At 60.3% G+C, this 25,740-nt stretch carries 18 protein-coding genes; 7 read left to right on the plus strand and 11 right to left on the minus strand.

The window, feature by feature from the left end; translation table 11 throughout:
• Positions 1–28 precede the first annotated feature (28 nt).
• Together Enr13x_RS13935 and Enr13x_RS13940 are read right to left on the minus strand one after the other, a co-directional pair.
• The gene (locus tag Enr13x_RS13935; protein WP_145386919.1) at positions 29–982 is read right to left on the minus strand and encodes an SMP-30/gluconolactonase/LRE family protein; all 954 of its coding nucleotides are present in this window, start codon (positions 980–982) and stop codon (positions 29–31) included.
• A 56-nt stretch (positions 983–1,038) separates the two neighbouring features.
• The gene (locus Enr13x_RS13940; RefSeq protein WP_145386921.1) at positions 1,039–1,710 is read right to left on the minus strand and encodes an NAD(P)H-hydrate epimerase; all 672 of its coding nucleotides are present in this window, start codon (positions 1,708–1,710) and stop codon (positions 1,039–1,041) included.
• A gap of 216 nt (positions 1,711–1,926) precedes the next feature.
• Between Enr13x_RS13940 and Enr13x_RS13945 the strand changes: the two genes are divergently transcribed.
• Positions 1,927–2,154, plus strand: a complete 228-nt coding sequence (locus Enr13x_RS13945) for an FmdB family zinc ribbon protein (protein WP_145386923.1) — start codon at positions 1,927–1,929, stop codon at positions 2,152–2,154.
• A gap of 232 nt (positions 2,155–2,386) precedes the next feature.
• Here the strand turns inward: Enr13x_RS13945 and zwf are convergent, their stop codons facing one another.
• The gene (gene zwf / locus Enr13x_RS13950; RefSeq protein WP_145386925.1) at positions 2,387–3,847 is read right to left on the minus strand and encodes a glucose-6-phosphate dehydrogenase; all 1,461 of its coding nucleotides are present in this window, start codon (positions 3,845–3,847) and stop codon (positions 2,387–2,389) included.
• A 362-nt stretch (positions 3,848–4,209) separates the two neighbouring features.
• Entirely contained in the window at positions 4,210–4,680 is a 471-nt protein-coding gene (bcp, locus tag Enr13x_RS13955) for a thioredoxin-dependent thiol peroxidase (RefSeq protein ID WP_145386927.1), read from the minus strand.
• A 200-nt stretch (positions 4,681–4,880) separates the two neighbouring features.
• Between bcp and Enr13x_RS13960 the strand changes: the two genes are divergently transcribed.
• The 3 genes from Enr13x_RS13960 to Enr13x_RS13970 all read left to right on the plus strand — a co-directional run bounded on the left by Enr13x_RS13960 (position 4,881) and on the right by Enr13x_RS13970 (position 9,460).
• On the plus strand, positions 4,881–7,346 hold the full coding sequence (locus Enr13x_RS13960; RefSeq protein WP_145386929.1) for a prolyl oligopeptidase family serine peptidase: 2,466 nt from the start codon (positions 4,881–4,883) through the stop codon (positions 7,344–7,346).
• Positions 7,347–7,631: 285 nt separating this feature from the next.
• On the plus strand, positions 7,632–8,408 hold the full coding sequence (locus Enr13x_RS13965; protein ID WP_145386931.1) for an ABC transporter ATP-binding protein: 777 nt from the start codon (positions 7,632–7,634) through the stop codon (positions 8,406–8,408).
• A complete protein-coding gene (locus Enr13x_RS13970; protein WP_145386933.1) occupies positions 8,405–9,460 on the plus strand; it encodes an HlyD family secretion protein in 1,056 nt (351 codons plus the stop codon). Before Enr13x_RS13965 ends, Enr13x_RS13970 begins: the two co-directional genes overlap by 4 nt.
• Positions 9,461–9,858: 398 nt before the next feature.
• On the opposite strand, the gene Enr13x_RS13975 is transcribed toward Enr13x_RS13970, so the two are convergent.
• From Enr13x_RS13975 to Enr13x_RS13990, 4 genes are all read right to left on the minus strand, one after another.
• Positions 9,859–12,918: a serine/threonine-protein kinase gene (locus Enr13x_RS13975; RefSeq protein WP_145386935.1), complete on the minus strand. Its 3,060-nt coding sequence runs from the start codon at positions 12,916–12,918 to the stop codon at positions 9,859–9,861.
• A 503-nt stretch (positions 12,919–13,421) separates the two neighbouring features.
• Positions 13,422–14,414 (minus strand): 2-hydroxyacid dehydrogenase, encoded by a 993-nt coding sequence (locus Enr13x_RS13980; protein WP_145386937.1) that lies wholly within the window; start codon positions 14,412–14,414, stop codon positions 13,422–13,424.
• 151 nt (positions 14,415–14,565) lie between these two features.
• Positions 14,566–16,044: an NAD(P)/FAD-dependent oxidoreductase gene (locus Enr13x_RS13985; RefSeq protein ID WP_145386939.1), complete on the minus strand. Its 1,479-nt coding sequence runs from the start codon at positions 16,042–16,044 to the stop codon at positions 14,566–14,568.
• Positions 16,041–16,907, minus strand: a complete 867-nt coding sequence (locus Enr13x_RS13990; RefSeq protein WP_145386941.1) for a hypothetical protein — start codon at positions 16,905–16,907, stop codon at positions 16,041–16,043. The genes Enr13x_RS13985 and Enr13x_RS13990 overlap by 4 nt, the downstream gene beginning before the upstream one ends.
• Before the next feature lie 1,664 nt (positions 16,908–18,571).
• On the opposite strand from Enr13x_RS13990, the gene Enr13x_RS14000 reads away from it, so the two are divergent.
• Genes Enr13x_RS14000 through Enr13x_RS14010 form a run of 3 tightly spaced genes read left to right on the plus strand, consistent with a single transcriptional unit; the run spans position 18,572 to position 20,756 of the window.
• A complete protein-coding gene (locus tag Enr13x_RS14000) occupies positions 18,572–18,808 on the plus strand; it encodes a hypothetical protein (protein ID WP_145386945.1) in 237 nt (78 codons plus the stop codon).
• Between the two features lie 31 nt (positions 18,809–18,839).
• Positions 18,840–19,670, plus strand: coding sequence for a zinc-dependent peptidase (locus Enr13x_RS14005; protein ID WP_145386946.1), 831 nt, complete (start codon positions 18,840–18,842; stop codon positions 19,668–19,670).
• 36 nt (positions 19,671–19,706) lie between these two features.
• The gene (locus Enr13x_RS14010; RefSeq protein ID WP_145386948.1) at positions 19,707–20,756 is read left to right on the plus strand and encodes a threonine aldolase family protein; all 1,050 of its coding nucleotides are present in this window, start codon (positions 19,707–19,709) and stop codon (positions 20,754–20,756) included.
• A 310-nt stretch (positions 20,757–21,066) separates the two neighbouring features.
• Here Enr13x_RS14010 and Enr13x_RS37945 read toward each other — a convergent pair whose 3' ends face one another.
• The 3 genes from Enr13x_RS37945 to Enr13x_RS14030 form a co-directional block, all read right to left on the minus strand.
• Positions 21,067–22,830: a di-heme oxidoredictase family protein gene (locus tag Enr13x_RS37945; protein ID WP_197456016.1), complete on the minus strand. Its 1,764-nt coding sequence runs from the start codon at positions 22,828–22,830 to the stop codon at positions 21,067–21,069.
• Between the two features lie 181 nt (positions 22,831–23,011).
• On the minus strand, positions 23,012–24,742 hold the full coding sequence (locus Enr13x_RS14025) for a DUF1598 domain-containing protein (RefSeq protein ID WP_197456017.1): 1,731 nt from the start codon (positions 24,740–24,742) through the stop codon (positions 23,012–23,014).
• A gap of 175 nt (positions 24,743–24,917) precedes the next feature.
• The gene (locus Enr13x_RS14030) at positions 24,918–25,691 is read right to left on the minus strand and encodes an arginyltransferase (protein ID WP_145386952.1); all 774 of its coding nucleotides are present in this window, start codon (positions 25,689–25,691) and stop codon (positions 24,918–24,920) included.
• Between the last annotated feature and the right edge of the window lie 49 nt (positions 25,692–25,740).

Raw genomic sequence — 25,740 nt, forward strand, 5'->3', positions numbered from 1 at the left:
CGTCTTGTCGCTTCCGCCGCGACCGGGATCATGCCTGGAACACCGGTGGGCTCCAATCCCCGACATCCAAGCCGCTATCGGCGACAAACAGCCTGCCCGCGTTGGAACACACCGCTTGGTCCTCGGCAGACATGTTTTCGACGGCCGTCGTGATCACCAGTTTGAGTGTTCCGGCGTGTTCGACGAGGGCCGGGCAAGTGTTCTGGGGTGAAAGCGGGGTCCGCCAGACCTTGCGGCACTGCCCACTGGCCAAATCGTAGAGCCTGGTTTCTCCGAAGGCGGCCGATTGGGGCAAGAACATCGCGATGATCAGCCCGGTGCCGTCGGGCGTCAGGATCGCCCCATCGGGAACCGCCGGGTCGGAAGTCAAATCGAGCACGACGTCCGGTTCGGTCAAGGTTCCGTTATCGAGGTCCACGCCGTAGCGAACGACTTGTCGAGTCGGCGAATCGATGTCGATCAGCGAAAGTTGCCCCCCGTCGAGCAGGATTGCCTTGCCATTGCTGCAGATCTGGTCGTCACGCAGCTGAATCAATTGGCGGTCGCGTCCGCGGTACAGGTAAAGCCCCGCTTTCTTGGTCGCAAACTCCAGGTCTTTGGTTCCGAAGATCAGGTTGTCTTCGTAGGCCAGTCCATCATTGATGATCGTGTTGGTCACGTCCTGATCGACGGCTTCGCAGAACGGTTCCCACTGGCCGCTCGCGACGTCAAAGAATCCCAGGGAGCGTTCGCAGCCGACGACAAAGCGATTTGCGGTCTGGCAGGGGAAGGCAAAACCCGGCCTGCCCGGAAGATCTTGTGAAACGTTTTTTCCGCTTTCAAAGTCGTAGCGATTCAGGCTTCCGTGGGGGGCTTCGGCCCCATGTTGAATCCCCACCCAGGAGAATGCCCCCGGCGCGATCTGATACGGGCCTTCGGGGAGAAAACGCAGCGCGTCCGAATCGGGGGTGTCCAACGGCGTTGCTTCGATGACTTCGGCCACAATAAAACCTCGGCGAATCTGAAAGGGTGGGAGAGTGATGATCGCAAGCTGGAAGCTTACGCCACTGCGAAGTCGTTGAGCAAGGCTTGGGGGACTCCGATGCCGACGACTCGCACGGTTCCCAGCCAGGGTTTGGCGTCGGCCTTTGTAAAGCCTTCTTTTTCGGCGACAAAGGTCACGGTCAAGTCGGCACGGAACGTGGGCTGGGAAGGGATTCCGGTGTCGCAGTCCAGTCCGGTGGGCAGGTCGATGGCGACTCTCAGTCCACGCCGCTTGTTTGCCAGTTTCACCGCATCGCCATAAAGGCCTCTCGGGGCGCCCGTCGCCCCCGTGCCGAGCAGACAGTCCACGACGGTTTCGTCGTCTGTGATCCACCGGTCCAGGTCCTCCGCGGACGTGGCGACCTGAAGGGGCAAACCTGCTTTCGCTGCGATCGACGCGTTGACGCTCGCGTCGCCGGTCAATCGTTCGAGGGGGACCAGCGATAGGATGTGGACGGAGAACCCGAGCAATTCCAGGTGGCGGGCAATCACATACCCGTCGCCCCCGTTGTTGCCCGGGCCGCAAAGGATGCAAACCGGGTGGGCGGCACCTCCGGGAGATTCCTGGCACAACGCGGCGATTCGCTCGGCCGCGCCACGCCCGGCATTTTCCATCAGCACCAGGCCCAACATTCCGTAGTCTTCGATCGCGATCTGATCGACGCGTCGGACGTCATCACGTTTCACTTTTCCCCTCGCTTCAATTCCAGTTGCCAAACAGCTGTTGTCGATCCACAATAGAGCCGCGTTTGGCGAATCATATCGGATCAGTGATCCCAGCGGGAAGCGTGAGCGGGTGGCGCGTCAGCGAGACAATCACGCGCCGCTGGCTGAAGCACTGGCTGAAGCACCGGCTGACGCCATGTCGTGAGATGAAATTCAAGGGTGAATCGAGGCTGCATCATGCCATTGTACGAATACGAATGTTCCCAATGCGACAAGTCAATCGAGCTGCTCGTCCGGTCGGCCGAGGAGCAGGTTTCGTGCCCGGAGTGCGGCAGTGACCAGCTGACGCGGTTGATGAGCGCCCCGGCGGCTCCGAACATGAAGGGTGCGAATGGTTCCTTGCCGATGGCTTCCGAAGGCCAGTCGTGCGGGGCGCCGCGATGCTGTGGCGGGATTTGCCAGTAGCGTTTGCCCGCTTCTGTTCGCAGGCAATGAAACCGGGGCAACGGGAACGGTCAAGCGTCACGCTATGTCGCAGTGATTTCCTGCGTTTGACGCCAAGGTGGGGTGTTTGTTGTTAGCGGCAGGGCGCGAGTCCTCCGGTCTTTCACGGTGTTTTGAATCGCGACCGGACGGCTCGCGCCGTTCCGCTAATAAGTGCTTCGGGGCGTTGGCGGCGAAGGCTTTCGTGACTGTCTCAGGGGTGGGTCAGCACGGGGCAGACGTCGAACCATTCGCGGTGGTGTTGGTTGCCCATCCACTCGTTGGCTTCTGTCGGCCCCCACAGTCCGGGCTGATATTGAAACAACTCGGGCGCGGCGGGGCTGCGCCAGGCGGCCAGAATCGGGTCGATGATGCCCCAGGCCAATTCGACTTCGTCGCTCCGGGCGAACAGGCTGGCGTCGCCGAGGATGGCATCCAGGAGCAGTCGTTGGTAGGCGTCGGGCATGTCGCCTTTGGATGTTTGGTTGAAGTCAAAATCCAGCGTACTGGTTCGCGTTTTCATTTCGCTTTCGGGCACCTTGGACTCGAAATGCAGCTGAATGCCTTCGGCGGGCTGGATTTGGATCACCAGCCGATTGCCGACGGGGCTACGCGTTTTCTGGCCGAATAGGATGTGCGGCACGTGGCGAAACTGGATCACGATCTGGGTGGTCCGGCACGACATGCCTTTGCCGCTACGCAGGTAGAACGGAACGTCTTTCCATCGCCAGTTGTCGCAATACAGTTTCAGCGCCGCGTAGGTTTCGGTCTGGCTGTTCGGCGGCACGCCCTCTTCGCTGAGGTAGCCGGCGTATTGTCCGCGGACGGTGTCGGATGCGAACGCGCCGCCGGTCATCTTGCGGACGCTGTGCAGCACCTTGACCTTCTCGTCACGCACCAGCGCCGCATCGTACTTCGCCGGCGGTTCCATCGCCGTGATCATCATCAATTGCAGGATATGGTTTTGAAACATATCTCGCAGGATGCCGGCGCTGTCGTAGTAGCCGGCACGACGCCCGATGATGACTTCTTCGGCGACGGTGATTTGGACGTGATCGACATAGTTGCGATTCCAGATCGGTTCGAAGATCGAATTGGCGAATCGCAGTGCGAAGATATTTTGGACCGTTTCTTTGCCGAGGTAGTGGTCGATCCGATAGATTTGGTCTTCGCGAAAGACCTTGTGGATCGAATCATTGAGCGCGTGGGCGGTCGCCAGGTCTGTTCCGAAAGGTTTTTCAATGATCACCCTGCGGAAACCGGCATCATCATCGGCCAGTCCGGCGGCCCCGAGCTGCTTGATGGCTTCCTCGTAAAGCTGGGGCATCGTCGAGAGGTAGTACACCCGTCCGGCGTTTTCGCCCTGTTCGATTTCGTCCAGGAACTTTCCCAAGGCGTCGAAGTCGGCGGCTTCTTTGATATCGCCCGGCTGGTAGTAGACGTGCTGACTGAATTCGTCCCAGGATTCCGCATCGAAGAGTGATCCGGCAAATTTCGCCGCCGACTCGCGGAGTGAATCACGGAATTGCTGGTGCTCGAATCGTGATCGTGAGACGCCGACGATCCGCATCACGCTGTCCAATTTGTCTTTTTTGAACAGGCTGTAAAGCGCTGGAATCAATTTGCGACTTGTCAGGTCGCCCGAGGCACCAAAAATGACGATCGTGTGAGCCATGGCTAAGGCAAATGCAGCGCGGAGAGAATGGGGTTCGCGACGCCTGAGCGTTCACCCGAAGGGTAGCCCGCGGAGAATCTCGTTGCCAGGGGACGTGTTCGAAGGCGGAAGGCACGCCCCGGTGGGTCAGGACGTGGGACGACCACCTTTCCAGGTCGTCGAAAGGATGCTCGCGACGGCCCGGAAGGGCCGTCGTACTTGGGGAAACGATCAAAACGGGCGCGACCGCCCGGAAGGGCCATCGTACTTGGGGAAACGATCAAAACGGGCGCGACGGCCCGGAAGGGCCGTCGTACTTGGGGACACCGGTTCGATGCGTCTTCCGTGCACCCGTCATCGCATGGACGGCGGGTCAGGACGCCCTAAAGTCCCGCCAAGGCGTCGATGACCTGTTGGTCGTGACCGTCGACTTTGACCCGCTTCCAGACCTTGGCGATTTTGCCGTCGGCATCGATCAGGTACGTGCTGCGTTGGATCCCCATGGATTTCTTGCCATACATGTTCTTTTCACGCCAGGCCCCATATTTCTCCAGCATCACGTGCTTCTCGTCGACCAGCAGCGGAAATGGCAGTGAATACTTGTCACGAAATTTGGTGTGGCTTTCGGCGGAGTCGGCGCTGACGCCAAATAGTTGGGCGCCCAGCTTTTTCATCTCGTCGTATCGGTCTCGGAACGCACACGCTTCTTTCGTGCAGCCCGGCGTGTCGTCGCGGGGATAAAAGTACAGCACGACGGGGTCACCCTTCAGATCACTTAGTTTGACTTTGTTCCCTTGGTCGTCTTTGAGTGTGAATGCGGGAGCCTTTGTGCCGGGTTCGAGCCAATCAGCCATCGATGAAATCCTCCGAGGAAAAAACGCGAGTCGTCGTGTCGGTAAGTGTTCAAGGAGTGTATCGAAATGTCCAGACCGGCAGGGCGATCGTGTCGGCAGGGGGTTAGGGCGCTGTCAACGCGGGCCATTCCGGAACGGAATCAAGCAGCTAGACTGCGGGCTGGTCCGATTCGTTCCCGCTGTCGTCGAGGGTCTTTGCGTTGCGTGCTTCAGCCTACGTGTTTGTCGTGTTTGGATTGGGCGTGTTTGGACTGGGCGAGTGCGGCCCGTTGAAGGTGCAATGCCTGTGGGCGGCCGAGGGTGACTCGGATGTTCGCAGCCGGACAATCAACCAGCGGATCGTTCCCCAGTGGATCGATGACACACGGTTCACGTTCACGATCCAGGCCGCGGATGGATCGGTGTCGATTCGATCGGTCGACGCCACGACGGGCGAGATCACGACGGTCGAGCCAGACAGCAACCTGGACCCGGACGACGCACTCCGCGGTGGGCCGCTGCCCCGCTCGCAGCCGTCGGCGTTGGAGACGAGTGTCGACTTTGTGAATGAATCAGACAAAACGGTGCAACTGTTTTGGATCGACACCAACGGAAAGCCTCGGCCATACGGCAACTTGGCTCCCGGTGAATCCTATTCCCAACACACCTTCGCCGGTCACGCCTGGATGGTGAAAGCTTCCAGCGGCCAGTTCTTCGGCAGCACCATCGCCCAATCGCCGCCGACCGTCGCGCGGATCCGAAAGGAATTCGAATCACCCCAGTCGCGGTCTACCGGGATTCCACGTTCACGCCGCGACCGGATGGACCGAGGCATGGGGCGTCTCCCATCTCCCGACGGCCGATCGGTGTTGCAGTCTTCGCCAAGCGGAATTCGACTTCGGATCAACGACGCGGACGAGGTTCGCCGGATCGATCTGGACTTCGGCTCCAACGCGGGACACGACATTGTCGCTCCGTCGTGGTCGCCCGACGGCGCGGTGGTCGCGGCCTGGAAAGTCGAGCGAAACGAACCGCCGGAAACCACCACGATCGAATCATCGCCCGCCGGCGGTGGGCGTGCCAAAGTCCGCGCCCGTCCTTACCGGCTGCCGGGCGAAGAGTATGACGTGTTCGAGCTGTTTCTGTTTGATGCGGAAACGGGCGAACGTCTGGAAACCGAATTGCCACGGATCGATTTTGGACGCCCGCGCATCCGCTGGTTCGGAGATCATCGCTTGGCGATCGAGAAAGTGGATCGCGGGCATCAGCGCGTTCGGTTGTTTGTGATCGATCCGATCCAACAGACGGTTCGGACCGTGGTCGATGAAACATCAAAGACGTTCATTTGGACGATGCATGGCCCCCAAGTTCCGCTGTTCACGTACTTGGACAAGACCGATGAAGTGATCTTCGCGAGTGAACGGAGCGGTTATCGGCATTTGTACTTGGTGGATTTGTGGGATGGGGTTGCGGAGGATGCTGAGCGCGGCCAGGCAAGCCAAGGGCAGCCCTCCCCTCGCGTCGCTCGAACCTCTCCGAGGGAGGCTGACCTGCGTGCGATCACGTCGGGAGATTGGTTGGTGCGTGAGATCGTGCGGATTGATGAGGATGCCCGGACGCTGGATTTAATGGTCGGTGAATTTTACGACGACCAAGATCCTTACCATCAGCACCTGGTCCGCGTCGGGTTGGATGGCGAAGGGTTGGTGGCGATCACACAGTCCAACGGTGACCACTCCGTGCAATTTTCGCCCGAGGGGCAATTCGTGGTCGCAACGCACAGCCGCGTCGATTCGCCGCCGGTTCATGAATTGCGTCGTGCCGACGACGGAACCTTGGTGATGGAACTGGTGCGTGCCGAGCGGGTCGGCAAGGACCCGCCAAACTGGTCCGTGCCAAAAATTTTCCACGCGGCAGGCCGTGACGGTGAGACTGCAATTTGGGGAAATCTGTATTTTCCGGCGGACTTTGACCCGAGCTTGACAGACCACTACCCGGTGATCGAAGCGATCTACGCCGGGCCGCATGATTCGCATGTCCCCAAGCGTTACTCGCATTCGGCGCGCTACACCGAGTTGACGGAGCGGGGATTTGTGGTCGTGCAGATCGATGGGATGGGGACGGCGAACCGTTCCAAGAAGTTTCACGACATGTGCTGGCACCATTTGAAAGACGCCGGATTCCCTGATCGGATCGCCTGGATGAAGGCTGCTGCAAAAGAATTTCCCGCGATCGACTTGTCACGTGTCGGGATCTTTGGGACGTCCGCTGGCGGCCAGAACGCTTGCGGTGCGTTGCTGTTTCACGGCGACTTCTACAAGGCCGCCTATGCCTCTTGTGGCTGCCATGACAACCGCATGGACAAGGCTTCGTGGAACGAACAATGGATGGGCTATCCGGTGGGGGAACACTATGCCGCCAACAGCAATCTGGAACATGCCGAACGCTTGCGTGGGGATTTGTTCCTGGTCGTCGGCGAACTGGACAGCAACGTGCCTCCCGAGTCGACGTATCGGCTGGTCGATGCGTTGGTCAAAGCGGATAAGGATTTTGATTTTTTGATGATCCCTGGAATGGGGCACAGCGACGGGGGCAGCTACGGGCGTCGGCGAATGCGGGCGTTTTTCGTGGAGAAGCTGAAACCGGGGAGTGATCAACAAGTGGCTGGAGGCGGGCGGGCCGATTGATCGCCGCACCGAATTGTGCTAGATGCGAGCCGAGATTTCCGTTAAACGCAACAAGATTCAAGTTTGACGTTTCGGCGGTCGATCCTAACGGGGAAACCCTGAACACCGAAGCTCCTCCCTCCATTCCTGTGCGATGCGTTGGAATCTTGCTAATCGCACACTTTTCCATGACCGCGGCAAGTTGCCTGTCGGATGTGGCGTTTTGATCTGTGCGCTTCGCTTGTTCGTCGCCGGCCCGTCTTGCCTGCGCGTCCGACGTATTGATCCCCCTACGGGATTGCAGACATGACCATCATCAACGCCGACACGACCGCCAGCACGCCAACCGACGTTCCAGTCGGTGTACGGCAGGGCTATGGACTGGGTCCCGAGCAGTCGGCGTCTGCGTCGACCCCTCATGCGTTGGAGGCCAAGGGGATTGCGAAATCTTACGTGATCGGTGGCCAGTCACGCCCGGTGCTTGACGGCATCGACTTTCACGTCGATCCAGGGGAATGCGTGTTTTTGGCGGGGCCGTCGGGAAGTGGCAAGACCACGCTGCTGTCGATCCTGGGGCTGCTGCTGACATCGGATTCCGGTCAGCTTTTGCTGAAAGACCGCCGCGTCGACGGTTTGACGGAAGTCGAACGCACCATGGTTCGGCGTGAACGGATCGGATTCGTCTTTCAACGGTTCCAACTGATCAACGGATTGACGGCCGAAGACAACGTGTCGATTCCGCTGACGATGGACGGAATGCCGCTGCGCGACGCCCGTGATCGCGCCGCCGAATTGCTCTGCCGGATGGGGCTTGAGGATCACCGGAAAGCGCTGCCGACGTCGATGAGCCCCGGTCAGTGCCAACGCGTTGCGCTGGCACGTGCCGTCATTGGGCAACCCGAATTGATTCTGGCCGACGAGCCGACGGCGGCACTGGATGGCAAGTCGGGAAAGGCCGTCATGGAACTGTTGAACGAATTGACGAAAGAATACGCCAGCTCGACCGTCGTGGTGACGCACGATCCGCGGATCTATGAGTATGCCGATCGGATCTGCGAAATGGAAAACGGGAGATTCAAATGAGACAGCTGTTTCTCGCTGGAGCATTCGCGGCGCTCGGGACCGGTCTGTTGATCATCGCCGATCAGCACCAGCAATCAAATTCCCGCCCTGCATCGCTGCCCGAACTCTCGCCACCGGTGGTGACGAAGACGTCGGTTCATGCCGCCGGACGAATCGAAGGGGCGACCGAAAACATTCTGATTCGACCCCACTTTCCCGGTCGCATCGAATCGGTCCTGGTGTCACGGGGGACCCGCGTCGACAAGGGCCAGGTGCTGTTCCGATTCGAATCCAATCGCTATGAAGCGCAAGCGGGCTTGGCATCGGCGCGGTTGTCCGCGGCGCACGCCAAACGGATGCGGTTGATCGCCGGCGCCCGTGAGAGCGAGATCGAAGCGGCGAAGCAGGAAACCGTTGCGGCGGAGGCGCGATATGAAAGTTCGCGGACTCGATTCGATCGGGCCAGTAAACTGTTCTCCCGAAACGCACTCAGCTCGCAATCGCTGGAAGACTATCGCGCCGAACACGATGCGAACCTGGCGTTGATGTTGGCCGCTCGCGAACGTTACCGGACGATCAAAGCCGATCCTCGCGTGGCCGACTTGATGGCTGCCGATGCCGAAATCGCTTCGGCGGAGGCTCAATTGGAGATGGCCGAAATCGATCTGCAGCGTTGTTCGATCCTGGCACCCTGCCCGGCGATTGTGTTGGCCGTGGACATCAATCCCGGCGAGTGGATCAGCCCCGAAATGCCTGAACCAGCCTTGGAATTGTCCAACACCGAACGCTTGCGCGTTGTGGCGGACGTGGACGAGCGGGACGCGTTGATGGTGAATCTGGGACAGGCCTGTGAAGTCACGGCCGATGCAATGCCCGGACAGTTTTTCTCCGGGGTCGTCGTCGAGATCGAACCGAGAATGGAACCGAAAAAGATCTACGGCGGTTGGGCGGGCGAACGCAACGAAACCCACACGCGACGCGTTTGGATCGATTTGAAGACCGACGTGCCCCTGCCGATCGGGCTGCCGGTCGAAGTCATGATCTCCGCCGCCTCGGCGATGTCCCCGCGGTAGTGCAGCGTCTATCGGTAGATGTCATGCGAGAGAGCCATGGACCGTCTGGCAATCGGCTTCCCTGGATCGATCGAACAGACGATCTCCGATACCACAGCAATGGATCACACCCACGGATGGCAGCGCGAACCCACGGATCCCAGGCTGCTTTTCATCCGTGGGTTCGCTCTGCCATCGGTGGGTTCATTTAAATCGGGCACTCGGGGCTGTCTTCAGGCTGACGCTTCCAACGTCGCACTACAACCCGCCGGTTTGACTCCGCGATCCAATCAGACGGATGACCGGCGCATGACGTTTACCGCTAGACGGTCCACTAGGTCGCGCTTCATAAACACCGTGAAAGACCGGAGGGCTCGCGCCCTGCCGCTAACAACTGACACGCCGTGGGGGGGGCGCGCCTACGGCGCGGCCGGCAGGTCGGGCTCTTGGAACCCGAAATAGATCGCCCCGTCCTGGCGATAATTCGTCGGCGTCAGGCGGTGATAGGTTTGCGACCTCGGACGCACCGAGGACCAGCGAACCGACCATCTCGGTCGGCGTTCATCGATCCATGGCAGCGACTGAGCCGCCAATTCTTCCATCATGTAAACCGACGTGTTGCCGGCCAGATCGGAGACGGACAGCAGCGGGTCGCTCAGCGTCGGGGCGCCGACGTAGGCGTTGTCTTCGCCGCGAAGCTTCAAGTAAGGACGCTCGGTCGCAAGCGTTTCCACGCCGATGATCTCCACATGCGGTTGGCCATCTTCGACCAAGAAAACGCACTGGTTGGCTTCGCGTTCAATCGGAACCGGGAAAATTCCATCGGGGCCGAGCCGCATCCGGAGCAGTCCGCGGGGGATCTCCGCCGTGACGTTGGAAAGCGACAACTGGATCGGGCTGGCGATCGGCGTCGGACGTCGACGCGCACCCGACGTGTCAATCATGCGGCCACTAATCGCCAGCAATCCGTTCTTCCAGACCAGCTGCAATGCGGCGGCATAGTCCATCTGGATCAGGGTGGCTTCGCCGCGAACGACGGCATTGTCTAACTGAATCGCCACCAACGGCAGCGCATCTTCGTTCGGATTGAGGATCCGGCCGGGCAGGGTTTCCGAGTCCGGCAGGGCTTTGGGATCGGTCACGATCTGGAAAAACGACACGCCATCATGGATCGCTTTGTTGACCAAGGTGAACGTGCAGTTTTGGAAACGGGACAGCCGATTGTCGTTGAGCACAAACATCGAGCCGCCATCGACTTGTTCTTGGGCAAGCTCCCAATGAAAGTCCAGGTTTCGGAATTGGGTGCGGTGGTTTCCGATGTTCAACATTTCGCTGCGGCCGATTGCCAGCGTGTCGGTGGAAACCATACGAATGATCGTCCGTCCCACCGTGGACTCGAAAACCATGTTGTCTTGGGGAATCGTCAGCGGACCGGTGACCAATTCGGCAGTGGCCAGCTCCACACGTCCGACCCCGAACCGCATGGCCAGATCCACCGCGTCGGCCAGCGTCGCGACGAGGATCGCGCCGTCGGTGTCACGATCGATCTGGTCGACTCGCATGGAAAGCGCCAACAGACTCGGCGAGACGACGCGGACGGATTGTGGGACCGGCAATTCAGCCGGCATGACGGGCCGGGTCGGCGAGACAACCGCCGCCGATCCATTCGGCTTGTTCATCCGGTTGGTCTCGGGGATTCCGGTGCCGACCGCAGATCCCGCCGCGGCCAAACCGCCGGCGGCTGACGCCGACAAGCCGGACGTCGTTGAATCGAATTCGATCTCGCCCGTTTCGTTGGGAGTCATCGCCGTGTTTTCGTCGAAAGACGCCGACGGCAGGTCGTCCTCGTTGCCCAGCGTCTCGGGCAGCGGTAAGCGCGCGCCAAAACTGGGGGGCCGCGCCGCCGCTTCGGAAACATCGTCCAGGTCCATGCCGGGTTCGACCGACGGCGAGTCGATTGTTCCCGGGCCGACTCGATCACCGGGGCCGGCCGATCCGCCGGGGAGCGACGAATCGGAACCGTTCGACATCGGATCGCTGTCGGAGAATGAACCCGAGGACGAGGGGGGAAAGCGGTCGGCTTCGGAGCCGTCGGAGATCGCGGCGCCGGAGTCCGATTCGACAACACCGGAGGGCGGCAAAGACGGTCGCGTCGCCCCCGTGCGGCTCAGCGCCGGCGGTCGGTTGATCACAAACGCATCACGGGTCGCGGTCGATTGTAATTCCAAATACCCGCCGATCATCAGAATCAACAAGGCCGCGATCATCCAAGGCAAATGCAATTGCAGCCGCTGTAAGCCTTCGTTTCCCGAAGGAAGCGTCACGACGGCGTTGGATTGAGCGCGTTTCAATTGAAAACGATACGCCAGCTCGCTGAGATCGGCCAACAGGTCACGCGCATTTTGGTACCGCGACTGTGGATCCTTGGCCATCATCCGATGCATCACCGCGATCGCTTCGTCTGGCAAATCCGCGCGCAACGCCTTCGGGTTCGGTAGCGGTGCGTTGCCGTGGCTGATCAGCTTTTGCAGCATCGTGCCGCCGGTGTAGGGCGCTTCGCCGGTCAGCATGAAGTAGAACGTACAGCCGAGAGAATAAAGGTCGCTGCGGATGTCGGCGTCGCGCGGGTCAAAGGCTTGCTCCGGCGAGATGTAGTCAAACGTGCCCAGCGTGACGCCGCTCGCCGTCATGTCTTCACTGAGGTCCAGGTTGTCGCTGCGGGCCAGCCCCATGTCGACCAGTTTGATCGAACCGTCATCGGAAACCAGGACGTTGGACGGTTTGATGTCGCGGTGTACGATGCCACGCTGTGATGCATGATCGAGTGCTTCGGCGACTTGCGAGGTGAAGACGACGGCATCATCGAGCGAGAGTACGCCGTGGTGGTCGACCAGATCGCGGACGTTGGTCCCATTGATGTATTCAAAGACGATGTAGTGCCAATCGTCGTAGTTGCCGGCATCGAAGACGCGGGCGATTCGGGGGTGATCCAACTTCGCCGCGTTTTGCGCTTCGTTGCGAAACCGCCGTTGCAACTCGGGATCGTTTCCGACGAACGGGATCACCTTGAGCGCGACGATGCGATCGAGTTGTTGATCGTGGGCGCGAAACACGGCGCCCATGCCGCCGCCCCCGATCAAGGCTTCGAGAAAATATTGGTTCAGCTGCTCGCCGACCAAAACCTTGGCGATGTCCGCCGGCGTTCGACCGCTGCCCGCGCTCTTGGGTTGCCCCGAAGCGGCGGCCTGACGGATGACCGTTTTGGCTTCTTCCAAACCCGGCGCAATGTCTTCCGCGGGCCCCACCACGGCTCCCTCGCCGTCGACTTGTTTGACCGATTTGCCTTTGGGCGACCGCCGCACCGCGAACACTCCGTCCGTGGTCGGGTCGAGTTCCAGCGGTTCGCGCGGACCGTCGGCCGACTGCCCCGGCGTTCGGTGGACGGTTGAATCGCTAGCCGTTGGTTCTTGGTTTTCCATCGCCAGACGTCAGAGGAGCACGCGCAAAAAAGACGCGTGGAACCGGCCCGCACCCAAGAAAATCCGTCATTCTGCTCGCACCGGCCTAGACCCGAATCCTACTCGTGCACGCCAAGCCGGTCAACGAATTCCGCCGCCGGAGTCTCCCACGAGGGGCCCGTGGGGCCGGATTTGCGGGTCCATCAGGTCGCTTGGCGGACGATTCGTCCCACCCGCGGGTGGCTCATGCTTCGATGCCACCTATTTTGACCCCAAGCGGGGGTTTTTGTTAGCGGTAGGGCGCGAGCCCTCCGGTCTTTTACGGTGTTTTTGAAGCGCGACCGGACGGCTCGCGGGTTGTCGATTTAGTCGGGATCTGCTGAGTCAATGGTGAGCCGCTGGCCGTAAGGCCTCGGGCAGCGTCGCAGTGCCCGGCCGCTTACGCGCCCGAGGCTCACAAAAACGACAGCCCTGCTCGCGCCGTTCCGCTAACACCTTGAGAGCGAAAGTAGATGGCATTGGGCTCACGCTTTCCGCTGGGATGGCGTCCATTCCGGATTCACCAGGTTTGGGGGACGCTCGCCGCGGCAGGCGGCCAAGCAATTCTCGATCGCCAACTCCCCCATCCGCGTGCGTGTCTCCACCGTGGCGCTGCCCAGGTGGGGAGCCAACACGACATTTTGCATCGACAACAATTCCGGCTCCACCTTCGGTTCGTGCTCATAGACGTCCAGTCCGGCTCGCGCGATCGTTCCATCGCGGAGTGCCTGGACGAGTGCCGATTCGTCAACGACAGCCCCTCGCGCGGTGTTGATCAACGTCGCCGTCGGCTTCATCCGTTTTAACTGCGGCGTCGAGATCAGATGACGAGTCTGCTCGGAGAGGGCGACATGAATGGACACAAAGTCCGACTCGCTCAACATCTCGTCCAGCTCGCGGTATTCCACCCCCAGCGTCTTCTCCTCGTCCGCCGACAGCCGGGTTCGATTCCAATACAGCACGCGCATGTCAAAGGCCAGCGCCCGCTTGGCCATCGCCTTGGCGATTCGCCCCAGACCGACCAGCCCGATCGTCCCGCCGGTCACCTCGGCGCCGAGCATTTGCAGCGGTTCCCAGCCTGCCCACTGCCCTGATCGCACCAGGCGATCGCCTTCGATCACGCGCCGAGCCGACGCCATCAACAACGCCCATGCCATGTCGGCGGTGCATTCGGTCAACACTCCCGGCGTGTTGGTGACCGCGACGTTTCGCTCCGTCGCGGCGGGAACGTCGATGTTGTTGAACCCAACGGCATAATTCGAAACGACTTTCAAGCTCGGATTGACGTCCAACAGCTCGCCGTCGATTTGATCGGTCAACAAACAAATCAGCCCATCGACGTCACGCACGCCGTCCATCAATTCGGCACGCGTCAGCCCACGGTCCAAGTCGCCATGACGAACGATCGCCTCCGCCTGCAATCGGTCCATCGAATCAGAAGGAAGGCGCCGCGTCACAAAAATTTTTGGTTTCGACATTGAAGGTCTAAGTTTCAATTTCCAGGTTTCGGATTGCTGGAGTGGTTCTCAGCAACGCTATTTTCTTGTCACCCATTTTCTTGTCTTTTTCGTCTTCTCCTACCCCATTTTTCTGCCCCCCTTTTTCTGCCAACTTCCCCTGCCCCCGCCATCACTTGGTCGCCGTGTACGCGTATCGATTCCCATCCCCCTCGAATAATCCGGCGGTGTTCCACGGAGCGATCAAGTTTCGCAATTGATCGACCACTTCGCCGTCATCCGCATCGGAGTCGATGACATTGGCAGACTGTTTGACCGCCGCGACAAACGCCTCGTCGTCGGCTTGCCACAACCGGCCGGGCATCTCCCCGCGTCCGATCCGTTCTTCACAGGCGATCGCGGCGGCAAAATAAACCATACAGGATGCAACGAATCGCGGAAACGAGTGCAGCGAGCTGTACTTCATGGCTCTGTACGCCATCGCGATCATTTGATCGACGTGGCATGCTTCGGCAAGAATCGACGCTCGATAGCGCCCGATCCGTTCGCCTGGATGGTTCGCCAATAGAATGTCCGCCAACCGTCCCACACCCGCCAACGCGTGGGCGATCCCGGTGCTGTGCAGCGGATCGATTGTCGCCGCCGTCGTCGGCGTCATCAGACAATTTGTCGCGACGACGGGATCGTGCAGGCGTTGAATCCGGCCGATCGTGGCGACAGCGGAACCCGGCGCCACCAGTACACTGTCGCGAAAAACGCGATTGAGCGTCGCATCACCGCTGAATCGATCGTTCAGGGCGCGAGTCGCCCGCTGCAACGTGTCGTGATGCGTCGACGCGTCACCGGGGAGCGGCGATACGACCCCGACACTGGTGATGCCGTTGTTCATCCGCAGCATCCAGACCCAGCCATCGTCGATCAAATGGTGTTGCGCCGCCGCATCGGCATCAAACGGTTGCGATGCGCGGCGATCGCCGTGGATCGAATTAAAAAGTTCCGAGTAGGACTCGACGCCACGAAAATGCGCATAGGCGGCACAGGTCTTGGTGGTCAACCGCTCCGTGATCGGGGCTACCCCCAGCAATCGCGCCGACACCGCCGCAGCGCCGGACGCATCGACGACGAAGGCCGCGGTGATGGGATCGCCGGATGCCAGGTGAATTCGCGATTGGGCGGAATCCGACAAATCCAGCGACGTCACGGAGACGTCTTCCCTTGCATCGACTCCCGCGTCCAACGCTTTTCGAAACAGATAGGCATCGACGTCGCTGCGATACCAGTGCGTGTCGCTGTTGGAGTCCGTCGGGCTGGCCGCGACGATCAGCGATCGTTCCCCTAACTGCGATTCGACGTTCCAGCGACGGTGGTCGAAGTAGCTGAAACCGCGTTTCATCCCACAGGCCAGTTCCGGCAACGTCTGCCGCCAGCGACCGTAGGCGGAAAGATTTTCCAAGTCGGCAAGACCGTATTGTTGGCCGAGTCGGCGGAGCAGCAGGTCGGCGATCGGTGTGGAAGATTCTCCGATCGCGAATCGGGGATGCCTGGCCGCATCGAGCAAGGCCACGCGGCGACCGCGCGATGCCAGGATTCTGGCCAGGATCGATCCGGAAAACCCGGAGCCGATGATGGCGACGTCAAACCGCTTGTTCATAACAGGTTCGCGTCTTGTTCAAGGATGGCGGATTCGAATCGTTCCAGCAGACGCCGCCGCGGTTCGCTCAGTGCCTCGCCCGCGATCTCCCACAGGTCCACGCTCAAGCACGCCTCGGAACGCACATCATCGAGCGAAGCGGCGTACAGATCCACTAGGTGTTCCAGTTCAATCCGCGGCAATGAATTCGCCGTGCCGTTCCAGCCGTGGCCGGCCCGCGCCGGAATCAAACTGATGTGGCGGGCGCCGGCGTGCAGCGCGTGACGGATGGACAGTCGCGCCCATCGCATCGATTCTTTCACCGACAACTGTGGTGCACCGACGATCAAAAAGACACGCAGATCGATGCCGTCGGCATGCAACGCGTTGGCATACCGATCGAAATCATCGCGAGACATCTGTTTGCCGAGCCGCTGGAGCATCCTCGGCTGCACCGTTTCCAGTCCGACGGCGACCTCCAGCTTTCCGGTGACGTGTTGACGAAACCGATCATGGCGGTGGCTGCCGAAACGCGGGTGGTTTTCGATGATCACCCGATCATAGCCGGCACACAGTTGGCCGATCGTCGCGTAGTCTTGCGGAGGTATACTGGACGGATCAAAGAAATTGCCGCTGTTGTACAACTTGATCCAAGACGCTCGCTCCAGACGCTGTTGGGCATAACGGATTTGGGTCGGAATCGCCCCCGGTTGTGATGGATGGGACAAGGTGTTGCGGTGCAAATCGCACATCGAGCAACCGATCGGGCATCGGCTGGCGGTCAAGAAGACGGTGGCGACATCGACGATTCCCTTGGTTCCGCACCCCTGCCTGATCGGCTCGCGTTCGTTCAGGAAGGCGTAGGGGCGCTGGGGGTCGAGCACGGCGGACAAAACGGTTAGACGAAAATGAACAATGCGATCGAGGAATGCCCGAATTGTAACGCGCGCATCCATTCCCGCGCATCGCAGTGCCCGTGGTGCGGCCAGCAACGTGACTTGCCCACGTTGCAACCCGTTCGAAGGCGTCTGTCGCTGGGGGCGTTGATCACCATCTTGACGTTGGCCGCGTTGTTGATGTGGCTGATGTCGTTGAAACCGCCCAGCGCGATGCCCTAGCCCGGTCGGTATCTTCTAGCGGCAGGGCGCGAGGCCTCCGGTCTTTCATGGAGTTTTTGAAACGCGACAGCCCGCTCGCGCCGTTCCGCTAACATCGCGTCAAACACAGGAAAGACATGCTTCACAGCGTTCACCCCGAGGGCGCCGTCGGAACTGTCATATCCGGAACTGCCGGACGAGCCGTTTCGAAGCGACCCCCGTCGCGAGCTTGATCTTTAATTCTTCAAGGAAAACAAGGGGAAGCATTGCGAGCAAGACGATAGCCACTTCTGCACGAGAGAACACGATCAACGATCCGTGGAACTCGTGAAGCAAACGCTGCAAAACCAAACGGTAGTGTCGGCGAGTGATGATCGAACTAGCAAGACACGATCTGGCAAGTGCTCACCGGCACAGGTCACCACCACCACCGATTCAGCAGCCGAAGCGCTGGCAAGACCCTTCCAAAACTAATTCATGGAGAATCACGATGCGTCGTGTAATCGTACCTGCTTTGTTGGCCGTCGCTCTGGTCGCAAGCACCTCGTCAAACGCAAGCGCGTTTGGCCTGTTGGAAAAACTTTGTAAAAGCGGTTGTGACACCGGTTGTGCAGCTGAACCCGCTTGCGGCTGTGAAGTCGCTTGCGAACCTGCATGCGGATGTGAAGTGGCCGTTCCTTGTGGATGTGCAGCCGAGCCGATGTGCGGCTGCGAAGTTGTCGATCCCTGCGGTTGCGACAGCGGCTGCAAAAAGCATGGCGGCCTGCTCGCCAAGCTGTTCGGTCATCGTGGCGGATGCGGATGCGACGCCGGTTGCTGCGACGTCGAGCCGGCTTGCGGTTGCGAAGTTGCTGCTCCTTGCTGTGCACCCGAACCAGCCTGTGGCTGCGAAATCGCTGCTCCGGCTTGCGGATGCGAAGTCCCGGCTTGCGATAGCTGCTGCGGACCGAAAAAGAGCCACTTCGGCTTGCTGAAGAAACTGTTCAGCAAGAAGAGCAGCTGCGGATGCGACATGGGTTGTGCCGCTGAGCCGACTTGTGGCTGCGGATTCGTCGAGCCGGCTTGCGGATGCGAAGTCGCTGCTCCTTGCGGATGCAACTGAGACTGAGTAAGAGATGCCGAGGATCGGGACGACATTCCTCATGGAGTTCCCGCCAAGCACCCTGTTCCAACCGGCTGACTTAGGAGACGACTCGCATCTTCTCCCTGGTGAGTGACCCGAGTCAGCTGTGCAACGCTCCGAGCCGATTCCGATTTCGAAGCGAATATCTCGAAAGCCCCGATGGTTTGAAAAAACCATCGGGGCTTTTTTTTTGCGAAGGGTACGAATTCGCCAGGACACGATTGCGCTAGGGTAATATGGCGGGTGGGGCCGTCGTCTGAATCGGCGGCGATCCTCCCGTTTTTCCGATCCAGTCTCTTCCGCACCCAACCCAGGATCAGGTCGGCTGATGCTCGAAACCCCATCGTCGGTCCGTGTCAATCAACGCAACGCGATCGTGATTGCAGTGCTGTTGGGGGCCGCCGTTTTGATGTTGGCGACCGTGTCACCGGTATGGCTGATCTGTCTGCCCCTGGTGCCGCTGGCGTACTGGTGGTGGCGGCGGCGAACACTCCGCCGGCTGCGGGTGATGGCCGAGCCGTTTCCGGGTGAGCTGGAAGCCGCACTCCGGCAGCAGGTCGCTTAGGACCGTCGGAAGAATAAGTGGCGGGGATTGATTGTGGGATAGGCTTCCAGCCTGTCGTTTTCGCCATGACAGGCTGGAAGCCTATCCCACTTATTCTTCCGACGGTCCTTACTTTCGTGCCCTCGATGATGCCGGCCGCGAGCGTTTTCGCAATCTCGTGAAAGTCTTTTTGGACGAAACTCCGATCACCGGCATTCGCACCGACGTCGACACCACCACGCGGGCACTTGTCGCCGCCAGCGCGATCATTCCGGTGTTCGGTTTCGACGATTGGGAATACTCGGGGTTGGGTGAGGTGCTGATCTACCCCAATGCGTTCGGCGACGATTACAGCACGTCGGGTGAAAACGACAACGTCGATCGTCGGACCTTGGGCATGGTCGGCCTGGGACACCTGAGCGGAGTGATGATCCTGTCCAAACCCGATCTGATAGCGGGGTTTGAAAACCCCGAAGACAAACGCAACGTCGGGATCCACGAGTTTGCGCATCTGGTCGACAAGGCCGACGGAAGCATCGACGGCCTGCCGCCGGGCGCCGGACTCGCGACCGCGGGGCCGTGGATTCAGTGGATCGGGGAAGAGCTGAAAAACAAACCCCGGGGGCGTCACCACATCGATCAGTACGCCTACACCAACGAAGCGGAGTACTTTGCGGTGTTGTCGGAATACTTTTTCGAAGCCCCGGACGTGCTGCAGGCCAAGGCACCGAAGATCTACGAGATGTTGCAGCACATGTATCGCCAGAACACACGCAGCTTTCTATCCGGTGTCATGCGTCGGCCCAAGCGGGTGAGGCGGAATGCCAAGTGCCCTTGTGGGAGCGGGGAAAAGTTCAAACACTGCTGTCGGCGGAAACGATAGACGCGACCCAACCCTCTTTCATGACGATTCGACTCCATGTTTTTTGCCAGTGACAATTGGGCCGGCGCGGCCGACGAAATCGCCGCGTCCCTGCAACGGCATTCGGGCGGTTTCTCTCCCGCCTACGGCGCCAGTGATCTCGACAAGCAATTGGAACAACGCTTCAACGAGTTGTTCGAGCGCGAAGTCGCGGTGTTTTTTGTCGGTACCGGAACCGCCGCCAATTCGCTGGCGCTGTCGGCCGTCAATCGCCCCGGCGGGTTTGTGCTTTGCCATCGCGAGGCTCATTTGATCGAAGACGAATGTGGCGCGCCGGAATTCTTTACGTCCGGCGCCCGACTGGCACCGATCGATGGTTCGTTCGGGAAGATCGATCCAAACGCACTTCGTCGCGGTCTGCAACGCTTTGATCCGGAGTTCGTCCACCACGGTCAACCGATGGCGGTCAGTGTGACCCAGGCAACCGAAGTCGGGACCGTCTACACCAATCAAGAGATTGCGGGGCTCGCCGAACACACCCATGCGTTCGGGTTGCCGCTGCACATGGACGGTGCGCGCTTTGCCAACGCCATGGTGCGGTTGGGATCCACTCCGGCCGAGATGACTTGGAAAAGCGGTGTCGATGTGCTTTCGTTTGGGGCGACGAAAAATGGTTGCTGGTGCGCCGAGGCATTGGTCTTTTTCGATCCGGCCCGGGCAAAACAGTTGCCGTTCATTCGCAAGCGCGCGGCCCAGTTGTTTTCCAAAACGCGATTCATCGCCGCCCAGTTCCACGCCTACCTGGATGATGACTTGTGGATCCGGTTGGCCACACACGCCAATGCCATGGCCGATCGATTGGCGGCTGGCATGCAAGAGGCAAAAGACGTTGCGATCGCGTGGCCCTGCCAGTCCAACGAATTGTTTGTCACGATGCCCGCCGAACTGGCCGAGCAGTTGAGATCACAAGGCGCGAGGTTCTATCCCTGGCCGGTCCCGGAAGAATTCGAATCGAAATTGGCGGAAGGCCAGCGGCTGTATCGTCTGGTCACGTCGTTCGCCACCACCAGTGAGCATGTCGACCAGTTTTTGGAACTGATCGGGTGAGGCGGCAAGGCGATGAGGGCAAAACGATGAGGGCAAAACGATGGGGGCAAAACGATGGGGTGGCAGAATGATGGGGTGGCAGAATGATGGGTAACGCTGTGAAGCATTTTCCCCATGTGTTTCTTAAGGTTTTAGCGGCAGGGCGCGAGCCCTCCGGTTCTTCCTCTCTGCCAACATACCGGAAGGCTCGCGCCCTGCCGCCAAAAAATGCTTCACTGCGTAGAATGATGTGGGCAGCGGCCTGGCTTCATTGGGTTCTTGTCATCATTCTGCCCCGTATCATTCTGCCATCCTTCCCTTTCCAACCCGCTCAGCTTCTCGGCTGAGGGGCATTCGGCGGCGCGACCAGGGTGTTGAGAAACTCGATCACGGCTTGCCGGTCTTCCAGCGACAGCGTCAGGAATCGATCGCGCGTTCCTTTCGATTCGCCGTCGTGCATCGTGATGGCTTCCAGCAACGTTTCCGCCCGACCGTCGTGCATGTAGGGAGCTGAATCATGAACGCCCCACAACGGCGGCGTTCTCCACTCCTGCGTGAATCGCGTCGATTCCAAGTGCAATCGCGTGTAATCGGTACGCGTCTGCCGAATGTTTTGGGTGGTCGTCGTCGTATTCTCGCTGGTGTAAGTGTCTCGCCCTGATGCGGTTCGTTCCCGATTGTTGCGATTCACTTCGTTTTCGACCAAACGGGTGTCCGTCTTGCTTGTTTGCCACGTCTTGGACTTGCTTCGCTCATTGACAAACCGCAGGGTCATCGGGGGGACCGGAGAGGCTTTAAAGCGATATTCATTGCGTGAGACGAACACGCTGGAACGTGTCGGGATCCTCGACCGTGACGCAGCGGTGTTGGTGCTGCTGGATTGTCGATTGACCATGCTGCTCGAACCGGGTTCCATCGAATAATTCCCGCCGTAGTAGGCGGTCCCCATCACGGTGTCATCGACGATCGTGCGCGTCGTGATGGCGTCCGAGTCGATTGCAAAGTCCATTCGCGTTACCGGCGTCGCTCGAGTGATGTAGGGGTCGGCGGGATTCAGGTCGTAGGACTTTGGCCCCATGTCGTGCAGCAACAGGTCGCTGTAAATTCCTTGGGCCGGACCGAGTGACGGACGGTGGCAGACGGCGCAGCCGATCGACGCAAACACTTGTTCGCCGCGGGCGGCCAACATTCGGCGGTCGGATTCCTCAGGTACGGCACGTGTTGGGGCCGGCAGGGCAGCCACGAATGCCGCCATCGCTTTGATCTGCGCGTCAGAAATATCGACGGTCGGATTTCGATACGCCGGCGCCATCGGGTCGATCGGTTGATTGATCCGACGGGTTTCCAGTCCGACTTCGGCCGCGCACGCTTGGTCACAAAAATCCAGCAGCGACCTGACGTTGCCACGCCAACCAAATTTGCCGATGCCGCCGCTGGCCAGCGTGGCCAATCGTCCGCTGATTTCTGGGTGCTTGGTTTGCTCGCGTTCAACGGCCCGCAGTTGTTTCACGGTGACCTGGTCGATCAGTCCGGCACCGAACAGCGGAGTCGTATTCCGCTGAAACATCCGCGCGCGAATCGACGTGTGGTACGTGCCTTGGGTCGCGGTGTACAGGATCGGCGTGGCGTTGGCGAGTCGAACTTCGGCGGCATTGGTTGATCCACCGTTGTCGCTGAACAGGGCGGGGATTTTCTCCATGAACGCCTGTCGCGACTGAGCAAACGCGGAGGTGCCGCCGTGATGCGCCAATGACAGCGAGTTCACGACGCCGGCGCTGGGATCGACGAACCCGGGATGGAAGCCGCGGATCGCCTGGCGAATCACGTCCGAATTGATCCGGCCGCCGGAAATTCGCATCGATTCGATACTGATCGTTTTGGCGTTGAATTCGGCTTCACCGGCGCCGCCGATCCCGCCTTGCCGATGACAGGCGGCACAGGACTGGCCGTTGAACAGTGGGCCCAATCCGTCGTTGCCCATCAACGCCGGGTTTTGCGGCGACCAATTCTTTTCGAACAGTTGCTGACCGATTGCGACCGATTCGGGCGACACCGCCGAAACCGTCGGCGCCCCGATCAGCAGGCAGCCGATCATTCCAAATCGAATACCGACCTTCGTAAAAAACTTTCGTTTTGGCAACATCGTTGCCCCCCGTGAGCGAAGAGGAAATGGAGTTGGTGTGCACGCTTTTGCCGCCTGCTTTCGCTGCGTAGCAGCGACCGGGAATCGTCTGAAGGCTTGACACCAACGGTTACCGATGCCGGTGCCATTGATGTCAGGGTGCGTCCCACCACCAATGATTCACCGCCATCGGCTGATGATGGGTGACAAAGGTTTGTCCCGACAGTGTGGGGTAGGTGCCGATCGTCGCTTTGACGGTCGACTCGGGCGCAACGGACACGCCGCCGCTGGCAAGCAGCACGTGGTGACGCTGGCTGCCTTTGCGAACGGTGTGCAAGGTCGCGATCGATTCGACTTGTTTCGGTGCCGGCAGATTCCAATCCCTGACGTCGTCTTCGGCGGCCAGCCCCATCGCCAACGCGCGGTGCACGTCCGGCGAACCGAACCGGTCGATCAGGTGGGACACCGCGGCGACCCGATATAGCGACTCGAGCGCGCCGTAGATGGGATACTGGTCGCGGATGCGGGACCAATGTTGATTGAATCCGGCGACAAATTGAGCACTGCGCGGATCAACCGTGACATCGCCGCGGCCGCCATCGGCCAACGCGCGTTGGTTTTCACCGCTGAGCCGAATCGGGGTGCCGGCGATTTCAAAAACACGTTGCTCGGTGTCACTTCGAACCGCTTGCGGGTTGGCCGTGAACCAAAGCCGCAGCAACAATCCATCCGGCGGGCCTTGCGCGATGAAGTCGTCCACGACGTCCAAGTAGCTGTCGACGCCCTCGGGCATCGGTTGCTCGCCGAGGGCGAGTTGTTTCATGTGGCGGTCGGCTTCGACCATCAGCAAGGCAACCGATGTGTCGCCGGCGGCGCCGAACACTTCGACGCATTGCATGCCGAGCGCGGTTCGCAATCGGTCGGCGGACTTGCCGATCGGAATCTGTCCGGAACGAATCTCGGCCGCAACGTCCATCGCCGCTTGCATGCCCGCCGGCGTCGGATCGATCGTGCAGCCGAATGGCGTGTTGGCAAACGTGGACGCCAGGCAACGGGCCAGGAAGTCGCTGCGCAGCGTCGATCGCCCCGATTCACGATCCACATACCAACCGCGATCCATGTCGATCCCGCCGGTCGGGGCCGCCAGGATGATGTCGTCGTCGGTCAGGATCAGATACTGAATGTGCGACAGGCCGGCCAGATTCAGCAGGCTGTCGCCGAGCGGAACGCCGGTCATCCGTCGGGTGGTGATTTCATCACGCAGGCGTCGTAGCGAAACGCAACGAAGTTTTGACGGGCTGCGCCAGTCGCGCGGCGAGGTTTCCATGTCGCCGGACAGCAGAACGTCAAGATTCGCGATCGCCCCCCGGGCCCGCAATTGATCGTCGCTGGGCAACAGGGCGATTTCGACCGTTCCGGACGGATCGACGTAAACCCCTTGGGGATACGGCGCCATCGTGCTGTTGCCGCCGAGTGCTTCCCAGGTATCGGGAACCACGGTGGTTTCGATCAGCGTCATCAAGGAGTCAAAATCCGCGAACGCCCCGCCACCTTGGGCAGGCCCGCCGCGTGTGGCTCCGAGCGTCTGATCGATCACACTCTGGCGATTTTCCGGCGTTTCGATCTGACGCACCGTTGCGGCGGCGGCCAGCGAATCACCCGACAGCGATTGGGCCGTGGCGATCTGGGCCAGCCATCGGTCGCGCGTGGTCGGCAGCGAGTCCGGCGGCATCGTTTTGGCGACCGCGAATTCGCCGGCGCTGATGGCCAGGTCAGGATCGGCCGGTGGGGCAGCGGTGCAGGAATGCGGCGTCAGCAGACCGGCGATGAAAAAGGCGAGAGCGGCCGCGGAAACCAAGATCGCAATCCGACGGTTTCGATTCATCACGTATTCCTGACGTTGTTGAGAAGGGTGCATGGAGTCTCGCCGACTTCCGCTACCGGACGGCAAGCAGTGAAAAAATCATGCCAATCCTGTTTTTTTCCGATTCGGTGCTCCCGGCGGCAGCCGCCACGTCTCAGCGTAGCAAAATGCTGCACCGCGGGTGTATCAATCTGCGTCAGGGGGCCTGCCAAGCGCCGTGGACCAGTCGTTCTTGGGGGCGGAACCGTTCTTTGTAGTTCAAATGGGGGTTTTCGGCGACGAACAGCCCCAGGTAGACGTAGGTTCGGCCCGTTTGCAGGGCCCATTGAATCTGCTTGAGCACCGCCAGCGTTCCAATGCAGTAGTGTCCGTAGTCCGGATCAAAGTGGGTGTAGACGGCGTTGACGGACTCGCGGCCCAGGTCAACGATCGCGATCCCGATCAGTTTGCCGTCCAGGCGGAAGGTCAGCTCGGCCGTCTCGACACAGGTCGCGACCAGAAACTCGTGATAGTCGATCAAATCCGCCGGCCCGCGCCGGCTGAGCTTTCGCGCGCTGCGATGCGTGTTAAAAAGCCGGAGGCGTTCGGGGTCGACGAGCACGCGTCCCCAGCGGATTTCCAATTCGCGGTCGGATCGATTCAGGATCCGCTTCATCGACCGCGTGAACTGAAAGTGATGCACGTTCACGCGAGTGGGAACGCATTGTTTGCATTCGGGGCACTGCGTCCGGTAGAGCATCGTTCCGGCGCGCCGGTAGCCGAGTCGCAGCAAACGATCCAGGTCCTCGGGCAGAATCCTGCGTTTGGGATATTCCAGCGGCATCCGCGCCACTTTTCCGTCCAGATACGGGCACTCTTGCAGCGCGTCGTAGACGACCACCAATCCCGATTGGACGAATTCGTCTGCGGACGCGTCGGCGACGCGTGGATCCTGCTGATCGGACGGTTTCGAGGCTGACTGGTACTTCATAAAAAAACACTGGCCGCACGGAAAGTGATTCCCGACGGCCAGTGTAGCG

It is taken from the genome of Stieleria neptunia (assembly GCF_007754155.1).
Lineage (GTDB): Bacteria > Planctomycetota > Planctomycetia > Pirellulales > Pirellulaceae > Stieleria > Stieleria neptunia.